Origin of the sequence: Paenibacillus polysaccharolyticus, from assembly GCF_900102085.1 — a bacterium.
Taxonomy (GTDB): Bacteria; Bacillota; Bacilli; order Paenibacillales; family Paenibacillaceae; genus Paenibacillus; species Paenibacillus polysaccharolyticus.
Genome location: NZ_FMVM01000020.1, coordinates 65,737 through 84,603 on the forward strand (window position 1 = coordinate 65,737; position 18,867 = coordinate 84,603).

The window sequence follows — 18,867 nt, forward strand, 5'->3', positions numbered from 1 at the left end:
AAACCACTTGCACCTTGCCTCTGTTCACAAAATTTTCATAATTATGCGTTCATTATATCGAATGACGTGGGGTTGTCATAGGAGAAGACTGCCCCGGTCACGGGTGACAGGCGGGACAGTCCTTTTGCATCACTTTTTCTCAATTGCACGCTGATAAATATCCAGATAATTGCTTAATCCAAGCCCATCGAAACCTTTCACGTATGAGTCCCAGTCCTTATCAATGCTCTTACTGCCGATGATGAACTGAGCCATATTCGTCTGCACATAATCTTTGATCGCGGTGGTCAGTTGAGCTGCTGTCTCGGTATCTTCTGGACGAATAAATACGTTGGCAGGGTATACTTCTTTCGGAGCGTATGGAGCATATACTTTCGTCGCTTGAGCAAGCCTTGTACCGTATCCTTCAGCAGACAGTGGATCTTGACCCTCTGCAAACAGATTACGGAACGTATTGGACAAATCATGCGCACCAATCTGTGACCAGCTCTCGTTCACAACCACGTTAGGATCTCGTTCAGGCAGGTTGTAATAGCTGTATTTGGCAGGTTCGCCGTTGATGTTTTTCTCATCCGGGCCTGCTTTCTTCCAGCCCTTTCCTTCCGTTGGGCCGTACTCTGCATAGAGTGCACCCTCTTCACTGAACATGTAATCTACAATTTTGATCGCTGCGATCTGTTGTGCTTCGGTCGCTTTGTTGGTGATGGCAAATTCAAACTCACCTACACTTTGCGTTGCTCCAGTCGTCTGCACACCATCCGGTCCTTTGAGTGGGGGCACAATCTCCCAGTGCTGGTGACGGGTAATTTTTTTGTCATACGTATTCACCAGATAGCTCACCAGTGCCGTTGTAATGGAACCAACCACTTCATCTCCTTCTTTGTTCCCCAGTTGACCAATCGCCTGGTCATTCTGTGTGAAGGAAGCCGGGTCGATCAGGCCATCCGCGTACAGCTTGTGCATGTACTCCAGCCCTTTCTTCCATCCCTCCTGGTTGGCGGCAAAACTCACCTTGCCATCGTTCACGATCAGGTATTTATCGTTATCGTTGTATATGAAGCTGTTCATCAGATAGGCATCGATGTTGCCGTTCCACACATATTTGTTTGGTGCACCTGTGAGCGGAATCTCATCGGCTTTGCCGTTGCCGTTCGGGTCTTGGGTTTTGAACGCCTTCAGAACGGTATACAGTTCATCCGTCGTCGTTGGCATTTTCAGTCCCACCTTATCCAGCCACTCTTGGTTGATCCAATACTTCTGCGCATACGTACAGTGGTAACATTCATTAAAAATAGGCAATGCATAGATGTTACCGTCCGGTGCCGTTATGGCATCCTTGAAATAAGGCTTCTCTTCCATCACTTTGGTGAGGTTCGGGCCGTATTGCTTGATCAGGTCTTGAAGCGGGAGGAACACGCCTTGTTTACCATAGGTTTGAAGATCCGAGGTGGTGAATTTGCCGTGCAGGAATACTTCAGGATAATCCCCACTGGCTAGCAGCAATTGTCTGCGATCCTGCAAAGCGTCTGTCGGGGCCAGATCCCATTTCAAGGTCACGTTGAACTTTTTTTCGATAAACTTGGTGAATTCATTGTCTTCCATCGGTGCTTTACCTTGTGGGGCAAAAAAAGTCATCGTCACCGGGCCGCCGCTCTCGCCGCTCCCCTCGCTACCTGTACCCGCTTTTTCAGATGAACTGCATGCAGATAATATCGTTATCGAAGCTAAGATCAGACACAAAATTGAAATCCAGGATTTTCTCAAGCTGACTCCTCCTTTTTATTCATAACGACAAACCTTTAGTTAAGCTGTTGGGTTGATATAGCCGGCGTGTGCCCCCACCTCCTTTCATAAACCGGCTACCATCTATCCTTTAAGTGAACCGACCATAACCCCTTTGACGAAGTGTTTTTGCACAAAAGGATACATAATCAGAATCGGAATACTTGCGACCACAATCAGCGCATATTTCAGCACCTGCTCAAACCCTTGATCTCGCATCTGCTGGCTTGTATTCGCAAGCATGGCCGGGTCAGCCGCATTCAGAATTAACAAGTTGCGAAGTACATATTGCAGCGGGAACAGTTTCTCGGAACGCAGGTAGATGAGTGCATCAAAGTAGGCATTCCAGTGACCTACAGCGTACATCAGGGTCATGACCGCCAAAATCGGTTTGGAGAGCGGCAGCACCACGCTGATCAAATAGCGAATATCCCGGCACCCGTCCATCTCGGCAGCTTCACCAAGTTCCTCGGGGATCGACGACTGAAAGAAGGTACGAGCAACGATGACCTGGAACACGGCAAGCGCTCCGGGCAGCCACATCGCCCAGCGGGTATCCAGCAGATGCAGGTCTTTCATCAGCAGGTAGGTCGGAATCAGACCCCCGTCAAAAAACATCGTAATCATCATGAAGATGATGATCGCTCCCCGTCCATAGAACGACTTACGGGAGAGAGGGTAGGCTAGCATAACCGTCAGAGCCACATTGATGAACGTACCAACCACGGTGTAGATGATCGTGTTGTAAAACCCGAGCATGAGCTGCTGGCTTTTGAAAATGGAGATGTATGCCTTGATGTTGAAATCAACCGGGAACAGCCACACCTGGCCGGATGTTACGGCACGTGACGAGCTGAATGAGGAACTGACAATGTACAAGAGCGGGTAGAACACCGTTAACAGAATGGCAATCAGAAAGATATAGTTGATGGTCATGAAAATACGGTCGCCAATGGGATCTTTGATTCGGTTCCGATTGATCAGATTAAACATGGACATGCTCCTCCTTTACCACAAGCTGTTCTCGGATACTTTGCGTGAAATGCTATTGACGATGACCAGCAGAATCAGGTTGATGATGGAGTTAAAGAATCCGACAGCCGCGGAGAAGCTGAAATTCGCTCCGATCAGACCGACCTTGTACACGTACGTGGAGATGACCTCCGAAGCACTTGTATTCAGCGGATTTTGCATAAGATAAATTTTCTCGAAACCTACGCCCATAATGCTGCCCAGACTTAGAATCAACATGATTACGGTGACCGGAACAAGGGTGGGAAGGTCGATGTGCCAGATTTTACGCAACCTTGAGGCGCCATCCATCTTGGCCGCTTCGTACAGGGATGGATCAACTCCCGCCAAGGCCGCGATGTAGATAATCGAGGAGTACCCCATGCCCTGCCATACCCCGGACCAGACATAGATTGATTTGAAATATTCGGGAATCCCCATAAAGTTGGTCATCGGGAAACCCAACCAGGTAAATAACTTGTCTACGACGCCTACATGCGGCGAGAGCATTAGAATGATGATGGATACCATGACAACGGTGGAGATAAAATGCGGTGCATACGTGACCATCTGTACGGTCTTTTTAAAATAACCCGTTCGAATCTCGTTCAGCGCCAAGGCGAGCAAGATCGGTATAGGGAAGCCGGCAATCAGGGAATAGAAACTGATGCCAATGGTGTTCTTGATCAGTAGCCAGAAGTTCGGGGAATTGAAGAAGGCTTCAAAATGTTTGAGCCCCACCCATGGGCTACCCCAGATGCCTTTGACTACGCTGAAATCTTTAAAGGCGATCTGCACACCAACCATCGGGATGTATTTGAAGATCAATAGATACAACACAGGAGGCAGCACAAGCAGGTACAGCTCCCAGTGCTTTTTGAAGCTTTTGATAAACGGATGCTGCTTCTTGGGCGCTGTCTGACGTAATTGCTGCAGCTCCATGTTCGCAGGTATGCTATCTGTACCTCGACTCATTTGCGTCACTCCTTCTCAGCCTCAAGTGTAATAATACATTACATTCACATCTCTTAAACGTTCATTTTCGATGCTCATTTGTTGCCTTGAATCCAATCAATGTTAACAATCATATCAGGTAGCGCTTTCTTGAATTGATATTACCTTGCCGGGGTCTTTTTGATCAATTTGCAATTTTCTCCGACCTCTCTTTATTCTAAAAACCCTTGTGCAGCAAGTGTTTAAAGCCCTGTTCTTTGGGGTTCTGTAAGTTTATATGTACAAAAATAAAATTCCGGAGGCCCTGATATCTCCCCCGGAATTGACATGCATTTTTATGATTTGGTGATCAATCTAAATGTATGAGTGATCGGTGCTTGGTTGCTTGTAGCGGATCGTGGCAACTCCACGAGCAGCCCTTCTTCGGTCTGCTGAAACGAAAGTACGTCATTCGTACCGATGAGTTCAATACGCTCCACCTTTTCCACATAAGGAATGATCAGGCGCTCTTCCGGGGTCTCGCTCTCGTTGCGATACATGCGGAAGGCATAGACGGTGTGTACGTCTTCTTTCTGTGTAAATGCCCAATCCTTCGTGTAAAACGGTGCGCAAATACGGGTGCTATAGATGCCTTCGCCGTGTGTGTTCAACCATTCGCCGAGCCCCTGGATGCCTCGAATCGCCCCTTTAGGTAGACGTCCGTCCGGCTGCGGCCCGACATTCAGTGCCAGATTCCCGCCTTTGGATACCACCTCAAGCAAAATATGTGCAAGTTGCCGTCCAGATTTATACTGATCGTCGAAGCCAAAAGCAAAGGAGTGCCCGACGGTAATACAGCTCTCCCACGGGATATTCATCGGATGCTCGGGGATCGTCTGCTCCGGGGTGACGATGTTTTCATACGGCCCGCCTACAGTGCGATCTGCGGACAGAAGCCAAGGCTGCGTGCTCTTTCTCGCCCGCTCGACCACTTCGCCAAGCCGAATATCCTGACCGTGGCGGCCTTCACGTACCCAGCCTGCATCAAGCCACAAACACTCGATCCGTCCGTAATTCGTCAGCAATTCCATGATCTGCTCATGAGTGAACTCCACGAACTTTTCCCACATCCAGGGATACTTGTGCGGATCATAGGAAGGCCCGCGCCACATATGCCGTCCACGCTCCATGCCCGGTGCCCAGTAATAAGGGGTGTGCCAGTCTGCTTTGGAAAAGTACGCCGAGATGCCAAGTCCCTTCGCTCGGAACGCGTCGAATAGCGTACGGCAGATATCGGCATATTTGTGCGTGTGAAACGGCGTATCTTTGCCCGTAATCCGGTAATCGGTTGTTTTGGTATCCCACATGCAGAAACCGTCATGGTGCTTGGTCGTAAACAAGAAGTATTTGAAGCCGTTGTCGGCGGCCATCTGTGCCCATTCCTCGGGCTGGAACCGGATCGGATTGAAGGTTTTGTTCAGGTCAAAATATTCACGTTTGAAGTCCTCCATGTCGTCCGTCCAGTCCACATCATCCCTCGACCAGTCGCCATCCTCATCACTCAGCGCCCATGATTCCACCAAGCCGAGCTGTGAGTATGGCCCCCAGTGCATCATCAAACCGAGCTTCTGATCTTTGAACCACTCCAGCCGCTCTAGTAGCAGTGGATCATCCGGCTTTACCCATTCGTCTTCTTTGCTAAAGTTGTGTACGCCTGCTTCAACGATCTGCTCTTCCTGCTCTGGCAGGGGGGAATTGGTTTGAGTCAAAATAAAGCATCTCCTTTAGTTGAAATTTCTCGCGCTGTAAAAAAAGATTAAATTTACACTAGGCCACTCCGATTGCAGTACCATCTTTCGATCGCTGTTACCCCCAGATTTCTATGAATTATTTCCCTGATGGGGAAATCCGGTGGTAAAGGCGAGCGCTTCGCTTCTCCAGATTGGTTCTGCACTCTCCGTTTCACGTGTAAATGGATGTTTTTACAACGCCAAAGACAGTTTCACCTCGTCGATCGGGTAACTTGGATACGTCGGGTTACTTATCCCTCCGTTTTGGGTAGAGCAAATGACTTAAGATCACTGGTGAATTTACACTAGACCACTCCGCGGTCAGAACAATCCTCCGAGCGCTGTTACCCCCGGATTTCTTTGAACTATTTCCCTGTTGGGGAAATCCGGGGATAAAGGCGCACGCTTCGCTTCTTCGGCTTATTTCTGACCTCTCCGTTTTCGTGTAAATAAATGCTGATACAACGGGCAATGACGGTTTCACCTCGTCGATGGGGTAACTTGGATACGTCGGGTTACTTATTCCTCCGTTTTAGGTAGAACAAATGACTTAAGATCACTGACAGATTTACACTTGAGCACTCCGTTCACGTGTAAATGGATTTTTTACAACGTGATCTCCTTGCCCTCGCGCGCCGATTCGTAGATAGCGCATAGCATTTTCATGACTTCTACACCGTCCTCGACGGGGCTGAGGGTTTCTTTTCGGCCCTGCGTGCTATCGATAAAGTGGTTGATTTCATTACGGAATGAGCCCATGAAGTCAAAGGATTTGAAATCGACCTGCGGTGTCATGTTCAGAATGGTATCGAACTTGTCGCCAACAATTGAAATCTCGGGCTCCAGCTCGGCTCCGCCTTTGTCGCCATACAGCTTAACTGCTGTTTCATCAGCCTTTGCATGCAGAGTGAAGCTGACATCGACCAGCAGGCTTGCCCCATTTTCAAAACGGATCAATGCATTCGCCATATCTTCCACGGTGTTCTGTTCCGCATCGTAATCGGCGGCCTTATAAAACGAAAGATTGCGAATGTTAGCCCGGTTGCCGAGACGATTGGAGACGTTAGCGGAAACGGATTTCACCTTCGGTCTACCCATCAGATACCAGCAAATGTCGATGACATGTACGCCGATATCAATTAACGGGCCGCCGCCGGAGCGACTTTTATCCGCAAACCAGCCACCAGGGTTGCCAAGACGGCGCAGACTGGAAGCTTTGGCATAATAGATTTCGCCGAGCTCACCTTCGTCGATGAACTTTTTAAGAATCTGAGCATTGTCACTATAGCGGCGAACAAAGCCGACTTGTAGCAACTTACCACTGCGATGAACGGCTTTTTCTACCTCAAGTGCTTCCTCCACCGTCTGGCAGAGGGGTTTCTCGCAGAGCACGTTTTTGCCCGCATCAAGCGCAGCAATACTGATCTCCGCGTGCGAGTCATTCCAGGTACAGATGCTAACCGAATCGATTTCCGGTAGAGCGAGCAGATCTTTATAGTCCGTAAACACATGGGTTGCTCCATACTGCTTCGCCACATCGGTTGCACGGGTTTCGTTCAGATCACAGATCGCATAAATCTCTACTTCCGGATTACTGGCATACGCTTGCAGGTGGCAATCGGATATTGAACCGGCGCCGATAACGGCAACTTTTAATTTGGACATTTCACTACCCCTCCAGAATTTAAAAATGAAAATGAATACCGTTCAGCTCGGCAGAGCCATCTTTTATAAAAAGTTGTACGACCTTGAATCATTCATACTGATCACATTTCAATGTATTTCATCTGAGAGAGAACTGATAACGACGTCTTCTTTCATACAGCCTACTTTTTTACTAAACCTCCTGTATAGAAGACTCCCTACACTGCATCTCACAGCACTAGACCAATCGACACGGGATAGCATAGCGATCCCATAATAGCAAGACACATACCGACACGGTTTCACGCCTCATCCCACAAACGGCGCACGTTATCCATTGCAATGCGCGAGGCGGTTCGGCAATCCTCCATGCCTTCGAATTCAACCGAGATATACCCGTCGTAACCGGACTGCTTCATCACACGGAACACTTCAGGCATGTCGATATCACCATGGCCCACGATAGCACCACGCAGATAATTGCCATGGGAAGTCTGGAACCAGCCTTCGCCGGGATTCCGGGTGGAAGGACGCCAGTAGAAGTCTTTAGCGTGAACGATGGACGCGTAAGAAATGTTATTTTTCACCGCACTCACCGGATCTTCATCCACACAGAGGAAATTGCCGATGTCCAGTGTCGTTTTGAAATTTTCCCGACCCGTCTCATGTAACAGCCGCTGAATCCGCTCGCTCGATTGCACATAATATCCGTGGTTCTCCACACTTGTTGTAATGCCAAAGCCTGCGGCATAGTCGGCAATTCGCTGACAGGCTTTGACGAGTACGGGCAGGTCGGCTTCAAACTGTGCTACAGTCCCCTCCGGTGCAGGCCGGAAAGCCACATCGTGGCGCATCAGCTTCACACCCAGGGCAGCGGCGACATCCACGTGGCGCATAACGCTTTGAATTTCTTCTTCCAACGTCTCGACATTCTCCTGAACCGCAAAGTTTGCTCCAATGGCATAATTCGAGATGTCGATACCAACCTCCCGAGCCGTAGCTTTGATTTCCTCAATTAACACTGGATTATCAATCAAACTGAAGCCCATCGGTACAATCTCCACATGCTGCCCGCCCTGCTCCGCAATCCACCGAACGGCATCCGGCACAGTTAGCTCCTTACGATCCAACGCTTGCTGCAAACTGTATGTGCTGAGTCCAACTTTCATCTTCCTCATCCTCTCCCTCTCCTGTGATGGGTGTCCATACCCAACGTATACCTTGTTCCAGTCCATAGAGCAATTGCCAATAATCGCATGGCTCACCGATTTTCCTTTTCTAGCCCAAATCCGGCTGATCCACGAACATGACAGCGGCATCTGCCGTCCCATGAAGCTCAAATATGATGATCTCGTTCTCCCCTAGACGGAGAAGAGGCGCAGGGACATACAACGTCTGTTGCGGGCCTTTATTCCAGTAGCGCCCCAGATTGAATCCGTTTACAAATGCAACCCCTTTTGTCCAGCCGTCCAGACGAAGAAAAGTATCCTTTATATCCAACACATCTTCAATATGAAGACTTCCTCGATAAAAAAATGGCTCCTCTGTTACTGTTCTTACGCTACTCTCAAGCTCAGACAGCACAGCGAAAGATAAACCCGAAAGATCGGTCATCGGCAAACAATGAATCGTCCAATCGTATAAAAACTGAAATCCATGCCGCACACCCTCCGTAATTCCCTTCGGATCTCTCAGGTACGGACCATAATTGATTCGCCCCATATTCTCAACGAGAATGAGCAACTCCGTGCCTTCCGCGGGTACTTCAAAGGATATCGTTGTCGCCGTGGGATTCCCACGTTCCAGTACTCCCTGTAAAAGGCCATCTACAAACACCATTGCCCGATCACGAACCTCCTGAACAACGAATTCCTGTCGTTCTCTTGGCCCGGATATCCGTGTCTGGTAGCTGATAAACCCATAATCCTGCCCCAGCTTCTCCATCGGCTCCGGATTTGTACGGTGCACTGGAATAGCCAGTGCGTCCAGTTGTTGCATCAAGCTAGCTCGCTGCGCCATCTCGACCCTACCGTAAGCAGCCGTTCCTATAGGTTCCGGTAAAACCATATTTCTCGGTTCAGAGCTACGATCATCTTTTTTAGAACCGCTATACCGCGAGAGAACCTCCCTCACCGCATAAAATTTCGCTGTGAGTTCTCCCGATTCACTAAGCAAAGAGTCATAGTCGTAACTCGTAATGGTTGGTTCGTATTGATCCTTTTGCTGACAGTTCGCTCCATTATAAAATGCAAAATTCGTACCGCCATGGAACATGTAGAAATTCACCGAGGCGCCTGCTTCTAACATTTCCTCCAGCACTTTAGCTACATCTTCTGCTTCCCGAGTGTGATGAGATTCGCCCCAGTGATCGAACCAGCCATTCCAAAACTCCATACACATAAGAGGTTCCTCTACCTGATATTCACGCAGCTTAGCGAACGCCCACTCTGTCCCCGATCCAAAATTCACTGTTGCCAAGTGTCCTGGCACGGAACCAGCCTGCAGCATATGATCGGTTGGCCCATCCGAGGTGAACAGGAGCACATCCATGCCCCGCCTCACCATGCCATCTCGCAAATATTGCAGATAACTCGCATCGTTCCCGAAGCTGCCATATTCATTTTCAATCTGCAATGCAATAACGGGGCCGCCAGAGGTGCTCAAAAGAGGTTTTAATGTGGGTAAAAGTACATCGTAATACCGATCCACATGCGCCAGAAACACCGAATCATTGCAACGAAGCCGCAGATGGTCATCCGCAAGCAGCCAGGAAGGCAATCCGCCAAATTCCCACTCCGCACAGATGTAAGGACTTGGACGAACGATCACATGCAGCCCCAAGCTCCCCGCAAGTCGAATAAATTTCTCCACGTCCGCCATGCCTTCGAAACAATACATCCCCGGCTGTGGCTCATGCATGTTCCATGGCACGTAGGTCTCCACCGTGTTAAACCCGCAGGCCTTCAGCTTCAGCAGCCGATCTTCCCAATACTCGGGCACCACTCGAAAATAATGAATCGCACCCGACAGAATTTGAAAAGGTTCTCCATCCAGCATAAATTGAGACCCCCGAGCCGTCAGTACCGCCATCTCACACGTCCTCCCGTTCACTGTAAAATAAACTGAATCTAGATAACGTCGGGAACCATCTGGACTCCTGAATGGTTACTCGAACCCGGCGTGCAGTCACTTTTGGAAAACAGCAAATCCGCTTATACCCAACCACCGTTCCGGCATAGATATCCTGCCACCGACCATCCTCACCGCATACTTCCAGCGTGAATCGTTCGATCCGTTGCCCCGATTGGATGTGCTCCATCAGCATCACACGGTCGAAGGTCTTTTCTTCCGGCAAAATCAATTCAATCCACGCCTGCTCTGTTCCTTCGCGTGGGCACCAATAAGCTTTTGGTTTGCGCTCTCCATACGGATTTAGCACTTGTGAAGCATCATGTGCTTCGTCCATCGTCTCCGAAGCCTTCGCCCGTGCGCCTTGCGCCAAGTCTTCACTGAACGTGGTACGCAGCGCTGAACCTAACTCCCACAGTCGCTGAACATCATTTTCATGAATCAGACCACGCTTGTCTGGGGGCAGGTTAAGCAAAAAACAGGCGTTGCCGCCCACGGCCCCGTAATAAACGGACAGCAGTTCCTCCAGCGTTTTGACCTGATCATCTTCACTCGCATGATAGAACCAGCCTGGACGTATCGAAGTATTCACCTCGGCAGGATACCACACCAGCTGATCAGCATAATCACGGATAACGCTCCGACTCCCCAGATCACGGTCCTGTGTATTGATTTTCCTCGCAAACGCTCCATCATCCACCTGCTGTGACTGCTCCTGAATCTTCTCATTATCCTGCATATGCGCCGGCACAACGCTCCATTCCGATTCCCGCGTATGTCCCGCCTCGTTGCCACACCAGCGCACATCTGGGCCACAGACCGAAATAACCGCTTCTGGCTGAAGCTCACGAATGAGCGCATAATAGGCGTGCCAGTCATAGACCTGCCTTTTCCCATTGGGCCCTTCGCCACAAGCTCCATCAAACCAGACACAGAAGATGTCACCGTAGTTCGTCAGCAGTTCGCGCAGTTGATGAAGAAAAAAGGCGTTATACCGCTCCGAATCTCCATAACATGCTTCATGGCGATCCCAGGGTGAGAGATACACCCCAAATTTCAACCCGGCGTCACGACAAGCATCGGCAACTTCTCGAACCAGGTCACCAGAGCCATTCCGCCATGGACTTGCTGCGACTGTATGATCTGTATAACGGCTGGGCCATAGACAGAATCCGTCATGGTGCTTGCATGTCAAAATCAGCCCTTTCATGCCTGCATCTTTACATGCCTCCACCCATTGCCCTGCATGTAGTTCAGTAGGGTTAAAGATTGCCGGGTCTTCCTCACCCGTCCCCCACTCCCGATCTGTAAATGTGTTCACGGTAAAATGGATAAAAGCATAAAACTCCATCTCCTGCCATCTCATTTGGTGCTCGGATGGGCTGACCTGTGCCGCTGTTTTAATCCAATCCGCTGGTGCTGGTAAAAGCTTTGAATTCATGGCTCACACTCCCTTATATGAAAAGTGCATTTTGCTTTTATTGCTTTTTGTTCTAGCTGCTCATCCGCTTCTTTAACTACCGCTATGTCGGCTGTTTCTAACAGCACCCACACAATGGATACCATTACTGCAACTCTTGTACTGCATGAATCAATGCCGCTTTGGCCTGAGCGACAAGCTGAGCATCTACAGGATGATCAAAACTCCCTCTGTGCCGCACACCCGATCCCATATGAATTTCGGTAATCCCCGTTCGGCTCACAATGGTTGGAATCCCATCAATCGTGACACCCGACCCCGCCATAATCGATATGTTCAACCTCTGTCCTATCTCCTGCAACTGCTGTAGTTCGAGCAAACCCTCAGGTGCTGTAAGTTTCCCTCCCGAGGTAAGTACACGCTCAACGACACTCTCCTCGCTCTTACTAACGCTTGCACTCTTGCTCTTGCTCTCACACTCACTCTTGTTCTTGCTGTTATTCTCGCTACTGCTCCTGTTCTTACTTTCACTAACACTCTCACTCTTGTTTTTCATCTCCCTCTCATACTCATACCTGCCCTTACCCTCGTTCCCTCCATTGACGCTACCAATGCTCTCCAGTGCTCTCACCACATGTGCACTCGAATCGATGGCGCGATGAAACGTAACTCCCATCCCCTGAGCGCTTAACAGACAAGTTTGTAAAAAGGAGCGATCTACTTCTCCCTCATCGGTGAGAGCTCCAATCACGATGCCTGCGGCACCAAGCTCCCTCGCCACACGTATGTCTTGAATCATCGCCCGAAGATCATCAGCGCTATAGCAGAACGAGCGGCTATGTGGCCTTATCATGACATACACTGGAATCGACACCTTGGATACAACCTGTTCAATCTGCCCATAACTGGGCGTAAGACCACCTTCGTTCATAGCCGATACCAGCTCGATCCGATCGGCTCCCCCCTGCTCAGCCGCTTGGGCATCTACTGCGTCTACCGCAATGACTTCCAAAGTCGGTTGTCTCTTAATGACTTGCATATTCATAGGAACACCTCCTCACAAGTAATCACGACAGAAAGGACCGATTAAACGCATGATCAGCGTTTCTGCGGTCCTTGCTTTATTCCGATGTGTGAACGTTCAGTTTCCAGAACGCAACCCGGTCTCTTTTCCACGTATACGAGATGTACAGGTTCTGCCCCTGAGATACGATGGCAGGATATGAATACTCTCCCGGCTCATCTTCAAGCACCCATTCATCTCCCCAGCTCGCACCATTGTCATTCGAAAAAGTAACCACCAGTGGTGTCCGGGGACTCTCTGTCGCATATCCGCTCACGGGATTGTAAACAAGCGCAAGCAAGCCACTCTCCAGGCGCGTGACATCGATTCCGCTATTGTTGTTTGGCAGTTCTGTCGGGTAAGCTTCACACCATGTCCTGCCTCCATCCACCGAGTCACTGCGGAAAATCTTCTCCTCCGTACTGCGAAGCAGCATATGTGCATCATTAGCACTTGAAGTCCATAAAGTAGGCTGAATCAGACCTTTTGCAATCCAATGATCCGCCCCCACATAAACAGACAAATTCATCGGCACGGGTTCACTTTTCCTCCATGTCTTGCCCTCATCGGTTGAAATATCAACAAAAGCTTCCCACACCTGCTTGCCCAGATTCTCCGTGTCCATTCGCTCAATAGAAGCCGGAGCCAAAATGGTTCCATCCGTTAGCCGTACAGGTTTATTGCGCACCGGACCACGGCCACCCACATCACCGGGAACCAACTCACGAGCCTCCGTCCATGTCTGACCACCATCCTCCGAGCACATGATGCGCGTATGCCAGTCTGTAATTTCGTGTCCCACCTTGTAAAAGAGGACAAGTGAGCACCCATGTGCATACAGCACCGGGTTCCAATGGGCAATGCCTTCTTCATCCGCTACTTTGCGCGGCGCTGACCACAAGCCATCTTGCTCCTGAATAGCCATCCAGATAGCGGTGTCGCTGGATTTTTCATACGAACCTGCGAACCAAGCTGCAATAACCACCCCACCTGGAAAAACAGCAATTGTGGATGCATGACTACTCTGAAAAAGCTGTCCTTCTCGAAAAACATATTGTTTCTCTGCCATCATGATCATGAGTGAGCCCCCTGCCTTTTACTTCTTTCACTGCCTCCATGACTCTTATTGCTTTGACTACCATCACTATTTGTTATTTTTGTTATTTTATTTGTTATTAAATTATAGCTTCAGTCTAAAACGTTAGGTATTGAACGTCAATACCCGAAGGTGAACCCTAAAACCACAACTTTATAGAATTCACGGTCTACCATGCAACCCTTTGATGGGCGAAAAATTTTTGAGACATGACGCAAAAAAGACGAAGCAGAAGAATCTCTACATCGTCTTTGTATCCTGTGCTAGCGTCTTTCTTACCTATTCCTAACCCTTTAACAAAGAAATAAAGGGCTTTCAAAATTGCTTTTTTCTACCTACTTGTCCCATCGGAGACCACACCGTTTTACTTGTTACGCCGGGCTTTTGTCATTCGGTTGAACATAATCAAAGCCACAATAATCATGGCAAGCATCGCAATATTACTGGACACCTCTTGCGACAGTCCAAACAGCATACACACGTTAGTAACCAGACCTCGCACAATTAATGCAACGACAATCAGCAGAATCGGACTTAAATAATTGTATCTTTTCATCGTTTGCCACACCCCTGACCCCATTATTCTGTTTGACCACGATCCCGTAACTCGATCATAACAGTCTGCTCCTCCGGTGACAACAAAAGGACACTGCAGGCAGTGTCCTTTGTTATCATCCCAGTAATGGTTCTAGCACCACACTATTACACTTTCTACTTAGAAAGAGACCCGAATGGATGCAAGTGCCAATCCATTTACATGTCACCTTTTATATCGCAAGCATACCCGTTAAAACCCAACCTACACCTGCTTGAATTCGATCCAATCGATCTGCAGACCTGGTTTGGTAAAGTCGAGCTTGAGTTCATACAGCCCGGCCTCCAGCTGCACTTTCACCAGCTTTTGTCTGATCCATTTGCCTTCTGTACCGTTCGTTTGAATCGTCGTAGCAAGCTGACCATTCAGCAACACATTACATGCACTTTGCGCCAGTTCAGGCTCAGGTGACATGATCTGCACAATAATCCGGTACTGGCCTGCTTCATCCACTTTCATATATACAGGCTCAGTTACCGCAGGTTTTACCTGTGCATTGTCAGCCAGCGACCGGGCGTTTGCCTCAGTCAGAGACGCATTCGCCTGGAACGCGGCCACGTTCTCTACTATCTCATGTTTGCGTGAGGATACCGGCGCGTTCATGATGAATTTGCAGATGTTGATCGCGGAGCGTTGCAGCTCGCCGCGGGTCAAAGTTCCATTTTCGAGCGATTCCATTGTATTATCATCCCAGCCGTTGATCTCTGCGCCATAGTTTGGCACAACCATGTACAGGTCGTTCTGAGCGCGAACCATCCAGTTCGTGAACTTGCGATCGGCTTCTCCACCTTCTACCACATCGTTCATAATGGCCCACCAGTCGGTCATCACAATGCCGTCGAAGTTCCACTCTCCACGCAGAATCGTTGTGTTCAGATCGTAGTTGGATGCAGCCCAGTGTCCGTTAATCGGATTGTAAGAGGTCATGATGGAGTTCGCTCCACCCTCTTTTACCGCAATCTCGAACCCTTTCAGATAAATTTCGCGTAACGCACGTTCGGATACAACAGCATCGACTTTGCTACGGTGTTTCTCCTGGTTGTTGCAGGCAAAGTGTTTCAGTGTGGCGTTAGATCCGCCCTTCATAATACCTTTCGTACAAGCTGCGGCAAATACACCAGAAATCAGCGGATCTTCCGAGAAGTACTCGAAGTTACGACCATTCAGCGGACTGCGGCGGATATTGAGTCCAGGTCCGAGTAAGGTGTCCACCTGATTGCGAAGCAGCTCTTGTCCTTCCATCACATACAGTTCTTCTACCAAGTCTGCATTCCACGTTGCCGCTAGCAGCGTTCCTATAGATACTTGTGTTGCTTTTTCCCCACTATCCATACGGATACCGGACGGACCATCTGCCGTACAGGCAACAGGAATGCCATAGTTAAACAGGCTGTCACTCACACCGCCAAAAGCCGATGCCGTTCCCGAAGTAACCAGCGGACTGCTCATGCCTTCGCCGCGTACAATTGCTGCCAGATCCTGATCGCTCAGTTGAGCTACAAAGGCCTCCAGACTCACTTTACCCGCCTTCACGTCACTCAGCTTGTAACCCTGATTTCCCGTTTGCTCCAACGTTTGTGGCAAGTTCTGCTTGATGCGATCCGCGATAGACACTTTGCGCTTTGGCACATCTACATAAGTCAGCTCATATGATCCATCTGCCTTGCGAATGCCCGGTTTCAACCGTGTAAAATCTTCCGTTGGCGCCATCGCTTCCTGCAATTGCTCCACCAGTTGAACCGTGTCCACAACGAAGCCATCTTGGCCATCCACGCCAACATGCTCTACCTGCTTCACACTCGTACCCACATGTAGACGGTACGTTCCAGCTTCAAGCACGTATGCGGAAGCATATCCCGTTACACCAGCATCATCATACGAAGCCATGCGATTTACCGGGAAACGAATCGTTAACAGCTCGGAATCGCCGGGCTGCAATAGTCCTGTTTTGCCAAAAGCGGCAAGTGCTTTCACCGGTTGTCCCAGTTCCCCTTGCGGTGCTTCATAATACACCTGAACGACCTCTTTACCTGCATAGGTTGTACCGGAGTTGGTCACGTTCACACGAACCTCGATCAATGTCTCACCGTTCTCGGTCACCGTGCGAGCTTCCTCGATTTGTGTGGCAAAAGTGGTGTAAGACAAGCCATAACCGAACTCAAATTGCACTTTTTCAGGTCGAAACGTTTCGAAAAAACGATACCCCACATAAATATCTTCCTGATACAGGTTCTTGAACTCATTTCCGTAGTTGCTTGTAGAAGGGTAATCTTCGATGGAATATGCAATCGTATCCGTCAGTTTACCGCTTGGTGTCACGTCTCCAGCCAATACGTCCGCGATCGCGTTACCGCCTTCCATGCCCCCGTGCCAGGAGTAGATCATACCTTGAATCGGATGTAGAACCGTTTCGTTCAGCCAGCTCATATCCATAATATTGGAGACATTAAGTACTACAATTGTATGTTCAAAATGGTTCGTCACATGCTTCAGCATCGCCTTCTCATCGTCGGTCAGACGATAACTTCCGGGTGCATCTGCATTATCCTGATCTTCCCCTGCGGTACGTCCAATGACCACAATGGCTTTACTGGATTTACTTCTAGCCTGTGCAACCAGTTCGTCCGTGAGTGGCATTTCCTTCTGATTCCACGGCTCGGCCGCCCATACTTTGCCGCCATCGTCAAACGGATTTTCCTCGATCCATTTCTCATAAACGGCTGCTAATTCCTCGTTGACTGTAATGTTCTTTTTGCTACGCAATCCATCCAGCAGATTCGTGGTATACGCGACATGAACACTCCCGCCTGAACCTGTGCCGCTACGATAATAATTTACTTGAATCCGGCCAAAAACTGAAACGTTTTCGGAACGACTAAGTGGAAGTACCTGTCCTTCATTTTTAAGTAAAACTGCTCCTTCGGCAGCCACTGTACGGCTGAACTCTGCAAACCCTTCCAATGGAACACCAATTAGATTTGTACTCAAATGATTTCCCTCCTGAAATGTCATCTCCATATCTGTGTGAAACGGCTATTTATAAACAAGATTAGATCGTACCCCCATTACTACGATGGCAAAATAACCTTAATATCGCTCTTTCCCCGACTAAGCTCATTTAAAAATAGAACTAACTTCATGGATATGGCTGATTTACTTGTACCTAGTCCCATCTTAACAGATTGCCTACATGAAAATATATGAGAAATATTTATGCTCTTATAGCAAAAATGAAAGCCACGAACAAAGTCGTCCGTGGCTCTTGCTTCTTTTTTATATAAACACAGGTCAAGTCGTCAGCTTCGCATATACCAGAAGGAACAGCATATCCTCACCCATAATCACATATCCGGGAACGCGGTAGATTAGATCCACCACCACAAAGGCCACTAACAGCCCCACCATGACCACCATATGAGTCGGACGGAGACGGAGATGCGGATGTCTGTAGCGATGAAACACAAGAGTAGTCGATAGGAAATACAACAACACCGAGCCAAATACAAACGCAAGCATAAACTCATAACTCAGCAGGTTCTGGTACAGCAGTTGGATCGATGCAGCGATCATACTCAGGGAGATGTAGATAAATAGATGCCCGTAGATAATTGCCTGCCCGGCGGTTTGCATCTCTTTGCTCACTTTTTTCTCCACGTTATCGAAGTACTGCCACCACATGGCGATGACAAACAGGGACGTAAAGACGGCAAACAAGATTGATTTCAAATCCCATTGATCGGCCGACAATACCGCGATAATGCTGACAACGGATTCACCGAGCAGAATGAGCGTAAAAAGAGCGAAACGTTCCAGCAGATGATGGGTCTGCACAGGCACCTTCACCAGATTTTTACGGCCGAGTAGTGGCAAAATAATATCCACGGCAATCCCGGCATACAAAATTACGTAACGCACCCATGAATCAAAGAACAGGGAACCCGATGAGATCACGATGCCAATGATGAACGAGAGGCCCAGGAAACGGGCGGCCTGCTGCTGATGCTCGCTTTTCGATTTGTGGATCGTCAGGTACTGAATCGCGGTAAATGCTCTGGAACCAATATAACCTACGAAAAAGGATAGATAGTGTTCGTCAAAATGAGTGGACAGACTTGCCGTCATAATGAGAACCGACAGCAGTTGAAGGATGAGGAAAATCCGATGGCTCAGAATATCCTGACCATAACGGTTGATGAACAAGGTCTGGCCTACCCACGCCCACCATACCGGGATGAAGATTAACACGAACTTTAATAAATATTCCCATGTAATGACGCCGTGCTCGGCATGTAACAAGACATGGCCTGCTTTGGAGACTGCCGCGACGAAAAGCAAATCATAGAACAGCTCCAGCCAGGTGACCTTTTTCTCCATCATCCCTCAATGCTCCTTTTGGTTTAGTTT

General features: G+C 48.9%; 13 protein-coding genes. All 13 read right to left on the reverse strand.

Features of this window, described 5'->3' with window-relative positions:
• Positions 1-129 precede the first annotated feature (129 nt).
• On the reverse strand, positions 130-1,764 hold the full coding sequence (locus BLQ13_RS24070) for a type 2 periplasmic-binding domain-containing protein (RefSeq protein ID WP_090924236.1): 1,635 nt from the start codon (positions 1,762-1,764) through the stop codon (positions 130-132).
• A 102-nt stretch (positions 1,765-1,866) separates the two neighbouring features.
• Entirely contained in the window at positions 1,867-2,775 is a 909-nt protein-coding gene (locus tag BLQ13_RS24075) for a carbohydrate ABC transporter permease (protein ID WP_090924237.1), read from the reverse strand.
• A 15-nt stretch (positions 2,776-2,790) separates the two neighbouring features.
• Entirely contained in the window at positions 2,791-3,735 is a 945-nt protein-coding gene (locus tag BLQ13_RS24080; RefSeq protein ID WP_420848966.1) for an ABC transporter permease, read from the reverse strand.
• Positions 3,736-4,082: 347 nt separating this feature from the next.
• Positions 4,083-5,495 (reverse strand): alpha-L-fucosidase, encoded by a 1,413-nt coding sequence (locus BLQ13_RS24085; RefSeq protein ID WP_090924239.1) that lies wholly within the window; start codon positions 5,493-5,495, stop codon positions 4,083-4,085.
• Between the two features lie 627 nt (positions 5,496-6,122).
• Positions 6,123-7,181 carry a Gfo/Idh/MocA family protein gene (locus tag BLQ13_RS24090; RefSeq protein ID WP_090924240.1) on the reverse strand — a complete coding sequence of 353 codons (1,059 nt, stop codon included), beginning with the start codon at positions 7,179-7,181 and terminating at the stop codon, positions 6,123-6,125.
• 281 nt (positions 7,182-7,462) lie between these two features.
• The gene (locus BLQ13_RS24095; protein ID WP_090924287.1) at positions 7,463-8,329 is read right to left on the reverse strand and encodes a sugar phosphate isomerase/epimerase family protein; all 867 of its coding nucleotides are present in this window, start codon (positions 8,327-8,329) and stop codon (positions 7,463-7,465) included.
• 109 nt (positions 8,330-8,438) lie between these two features.
• A complete protein-coding gene (locus BLQ13_RS24100) occupies positions 8,439-10,250 on the reverse strand; it encodes a glycoside hydrolase family 35 protein (protein WP_090924241.1) in 1,812 nt (603 codons plus the stop codon).
• 1 nt (position 10,251) lies between these two features.
• Positions 10,252-11,730, reverse strand: coding sequence for an alpha-L-fucosidase (locus BLQ13_RS24105; protein ID WP_090924242.1), 1,479 nt, complete (start codon positions 11,728-11,730; stop codon positions 10,252-10,254).
• 124 nt (positions 11,731-11,854) lie between these two features.
• Positions 11,855-12,754 carry a copper homeostasis protein CutC gene (locus BLQ13_RS24110; RefSeq protein WP_090924243.1) on the reverse strand — a complete coding sequence of 300 codons (900 nt, stop codon included), beginning with the start codon at positions 12,752-12,754 and terminating at the stop codon, positions 11,855-11,857.
• Positions 12,755-12,830: 76 nt separating this feature from the next.
• Positions 12,831-13,850, reverse strand: a complete 1,020-nt coding sequence (locus BLQ13_RS24115) for a sialidase family protein (RefSeq protein WP_208606824.1) — start codon at positions 13,848-13,850, stop codon at positions 12,831-12,833.
• 382 nt (positions 13,851-14,232) lie between these two features.
• Complete coding sequence (locus BLQ13_RS24120) at positions 14,233-14,424, reverse strand: hypothetical protein (protein ID WP_090924244.1); 192 nt, start codon at positions 14,422-14,424, stop codon at positions 14,233-14,235.
• A 243-nt stretch (positions 14,425-14,667) separates the two neighbouring features.
• Complete coding sequence (locus BLQ13_RS24125; RefSeq protein WP_090924245.1) at positions 14,668-17,451, reverse strand: glycoside hydrolase family 3 C-terminal domain-containing protein; 2,784 nt, start codon at positions 17,449-17,451, stop codon at positions 14,668-14,670.
• 300 nt (positions 17,452-17,751) lie between these two features.
• Entirely contained in the window at positions 17,752-18,840 is a 1,089-nt protein-coding gene (locus tag BLQ13_RS24130; RefSeq protein ID WP_090924246.1) for a low temperature requirement protein A, read from the reverse strand.
• Positions 18,841-18,867 lie beyond the last annotated feature (27 nt).

What these genes read in the sequence shown, in the direction of transcription:
- BLQ13_RS24075 (WP_090924237.1), bottom strand. Translation starts at nt 2,775, where the DNA reads ATGTTTAATCTGATCAATCGGAACCGAATCAAAGATCCCATTGGCGAC.
- BLQ13_RS24100 (WP_090924241.1), bottom strand. Translation starts at nt 10,250, where the DNA reads ATGGCGGTACTGACGGCTCGGGGGTCTCAATTTATGCTGGATGGAGAA.
- BLQ13_RS24105 (WP_090924242.1), bottom strand. Translation starts at nt 11,730, where the DNA reads ATGAATTCAAAGCTTTTACCAGCACCAGCGGATTGGATTAAAACAGCG.
- BLQ13_RS24120 (WP_090924244.1), bottom strand. Translation starts at nt 14,424, where the DNA reads ATGAAAAGATACAATTATTTAAGTCCGATTCTGCTGATTGTCGTTGCA.
- BLQ13_RS24130 (WP_090924246.1), bottom strand. Translation starts at nt 18,840, where the DNA reads ATGATGGAGAAAAAGGTCACCTGGCTGGAGCTGTTCTATGATTTGCTT.
- BLQ13_RS24115 (WP_208606824.1), bottom strand. Translation starts at nt 13,850, where the DNA reads ATGATCATGATGGCAGAGAAACAATATGTTTTTCGAGAAGGACAGCTT.
- BLQ13_RS24095 (WP_090924287.1), bottom strand. Translation starts at nt 8,329, where the DNA reads ATGAAAGTTGGACTCAGCACATACAGTTTGCAGCAAGCGTTGGATCGT.
- BLQ13_RS24110 (WP_090924243.1), bottom strand. Translation starts at nt 12,754, where the DNA reads ATGAATATGCAAGTCATTAAGAGACAACCGACTTTGGAAGTCATTGCG.
- BLQ13_RS24090 (WP_090924240.1), bottom strand. Translation starts at nt 7,181, where the DNA reads ATGTCCAAATTAAAAGTTGCCGTTATCGGCGCCGGTTCAATATCCGAT.
- BLQ13_RS24080 (WP_420848966.1), bottom strand. Translation starts at nt 3,735, where the DNA reads ATGGAGCTGCAGCAATTACGTCAGACAGCGCCCAAGAAGCAGCATCCG.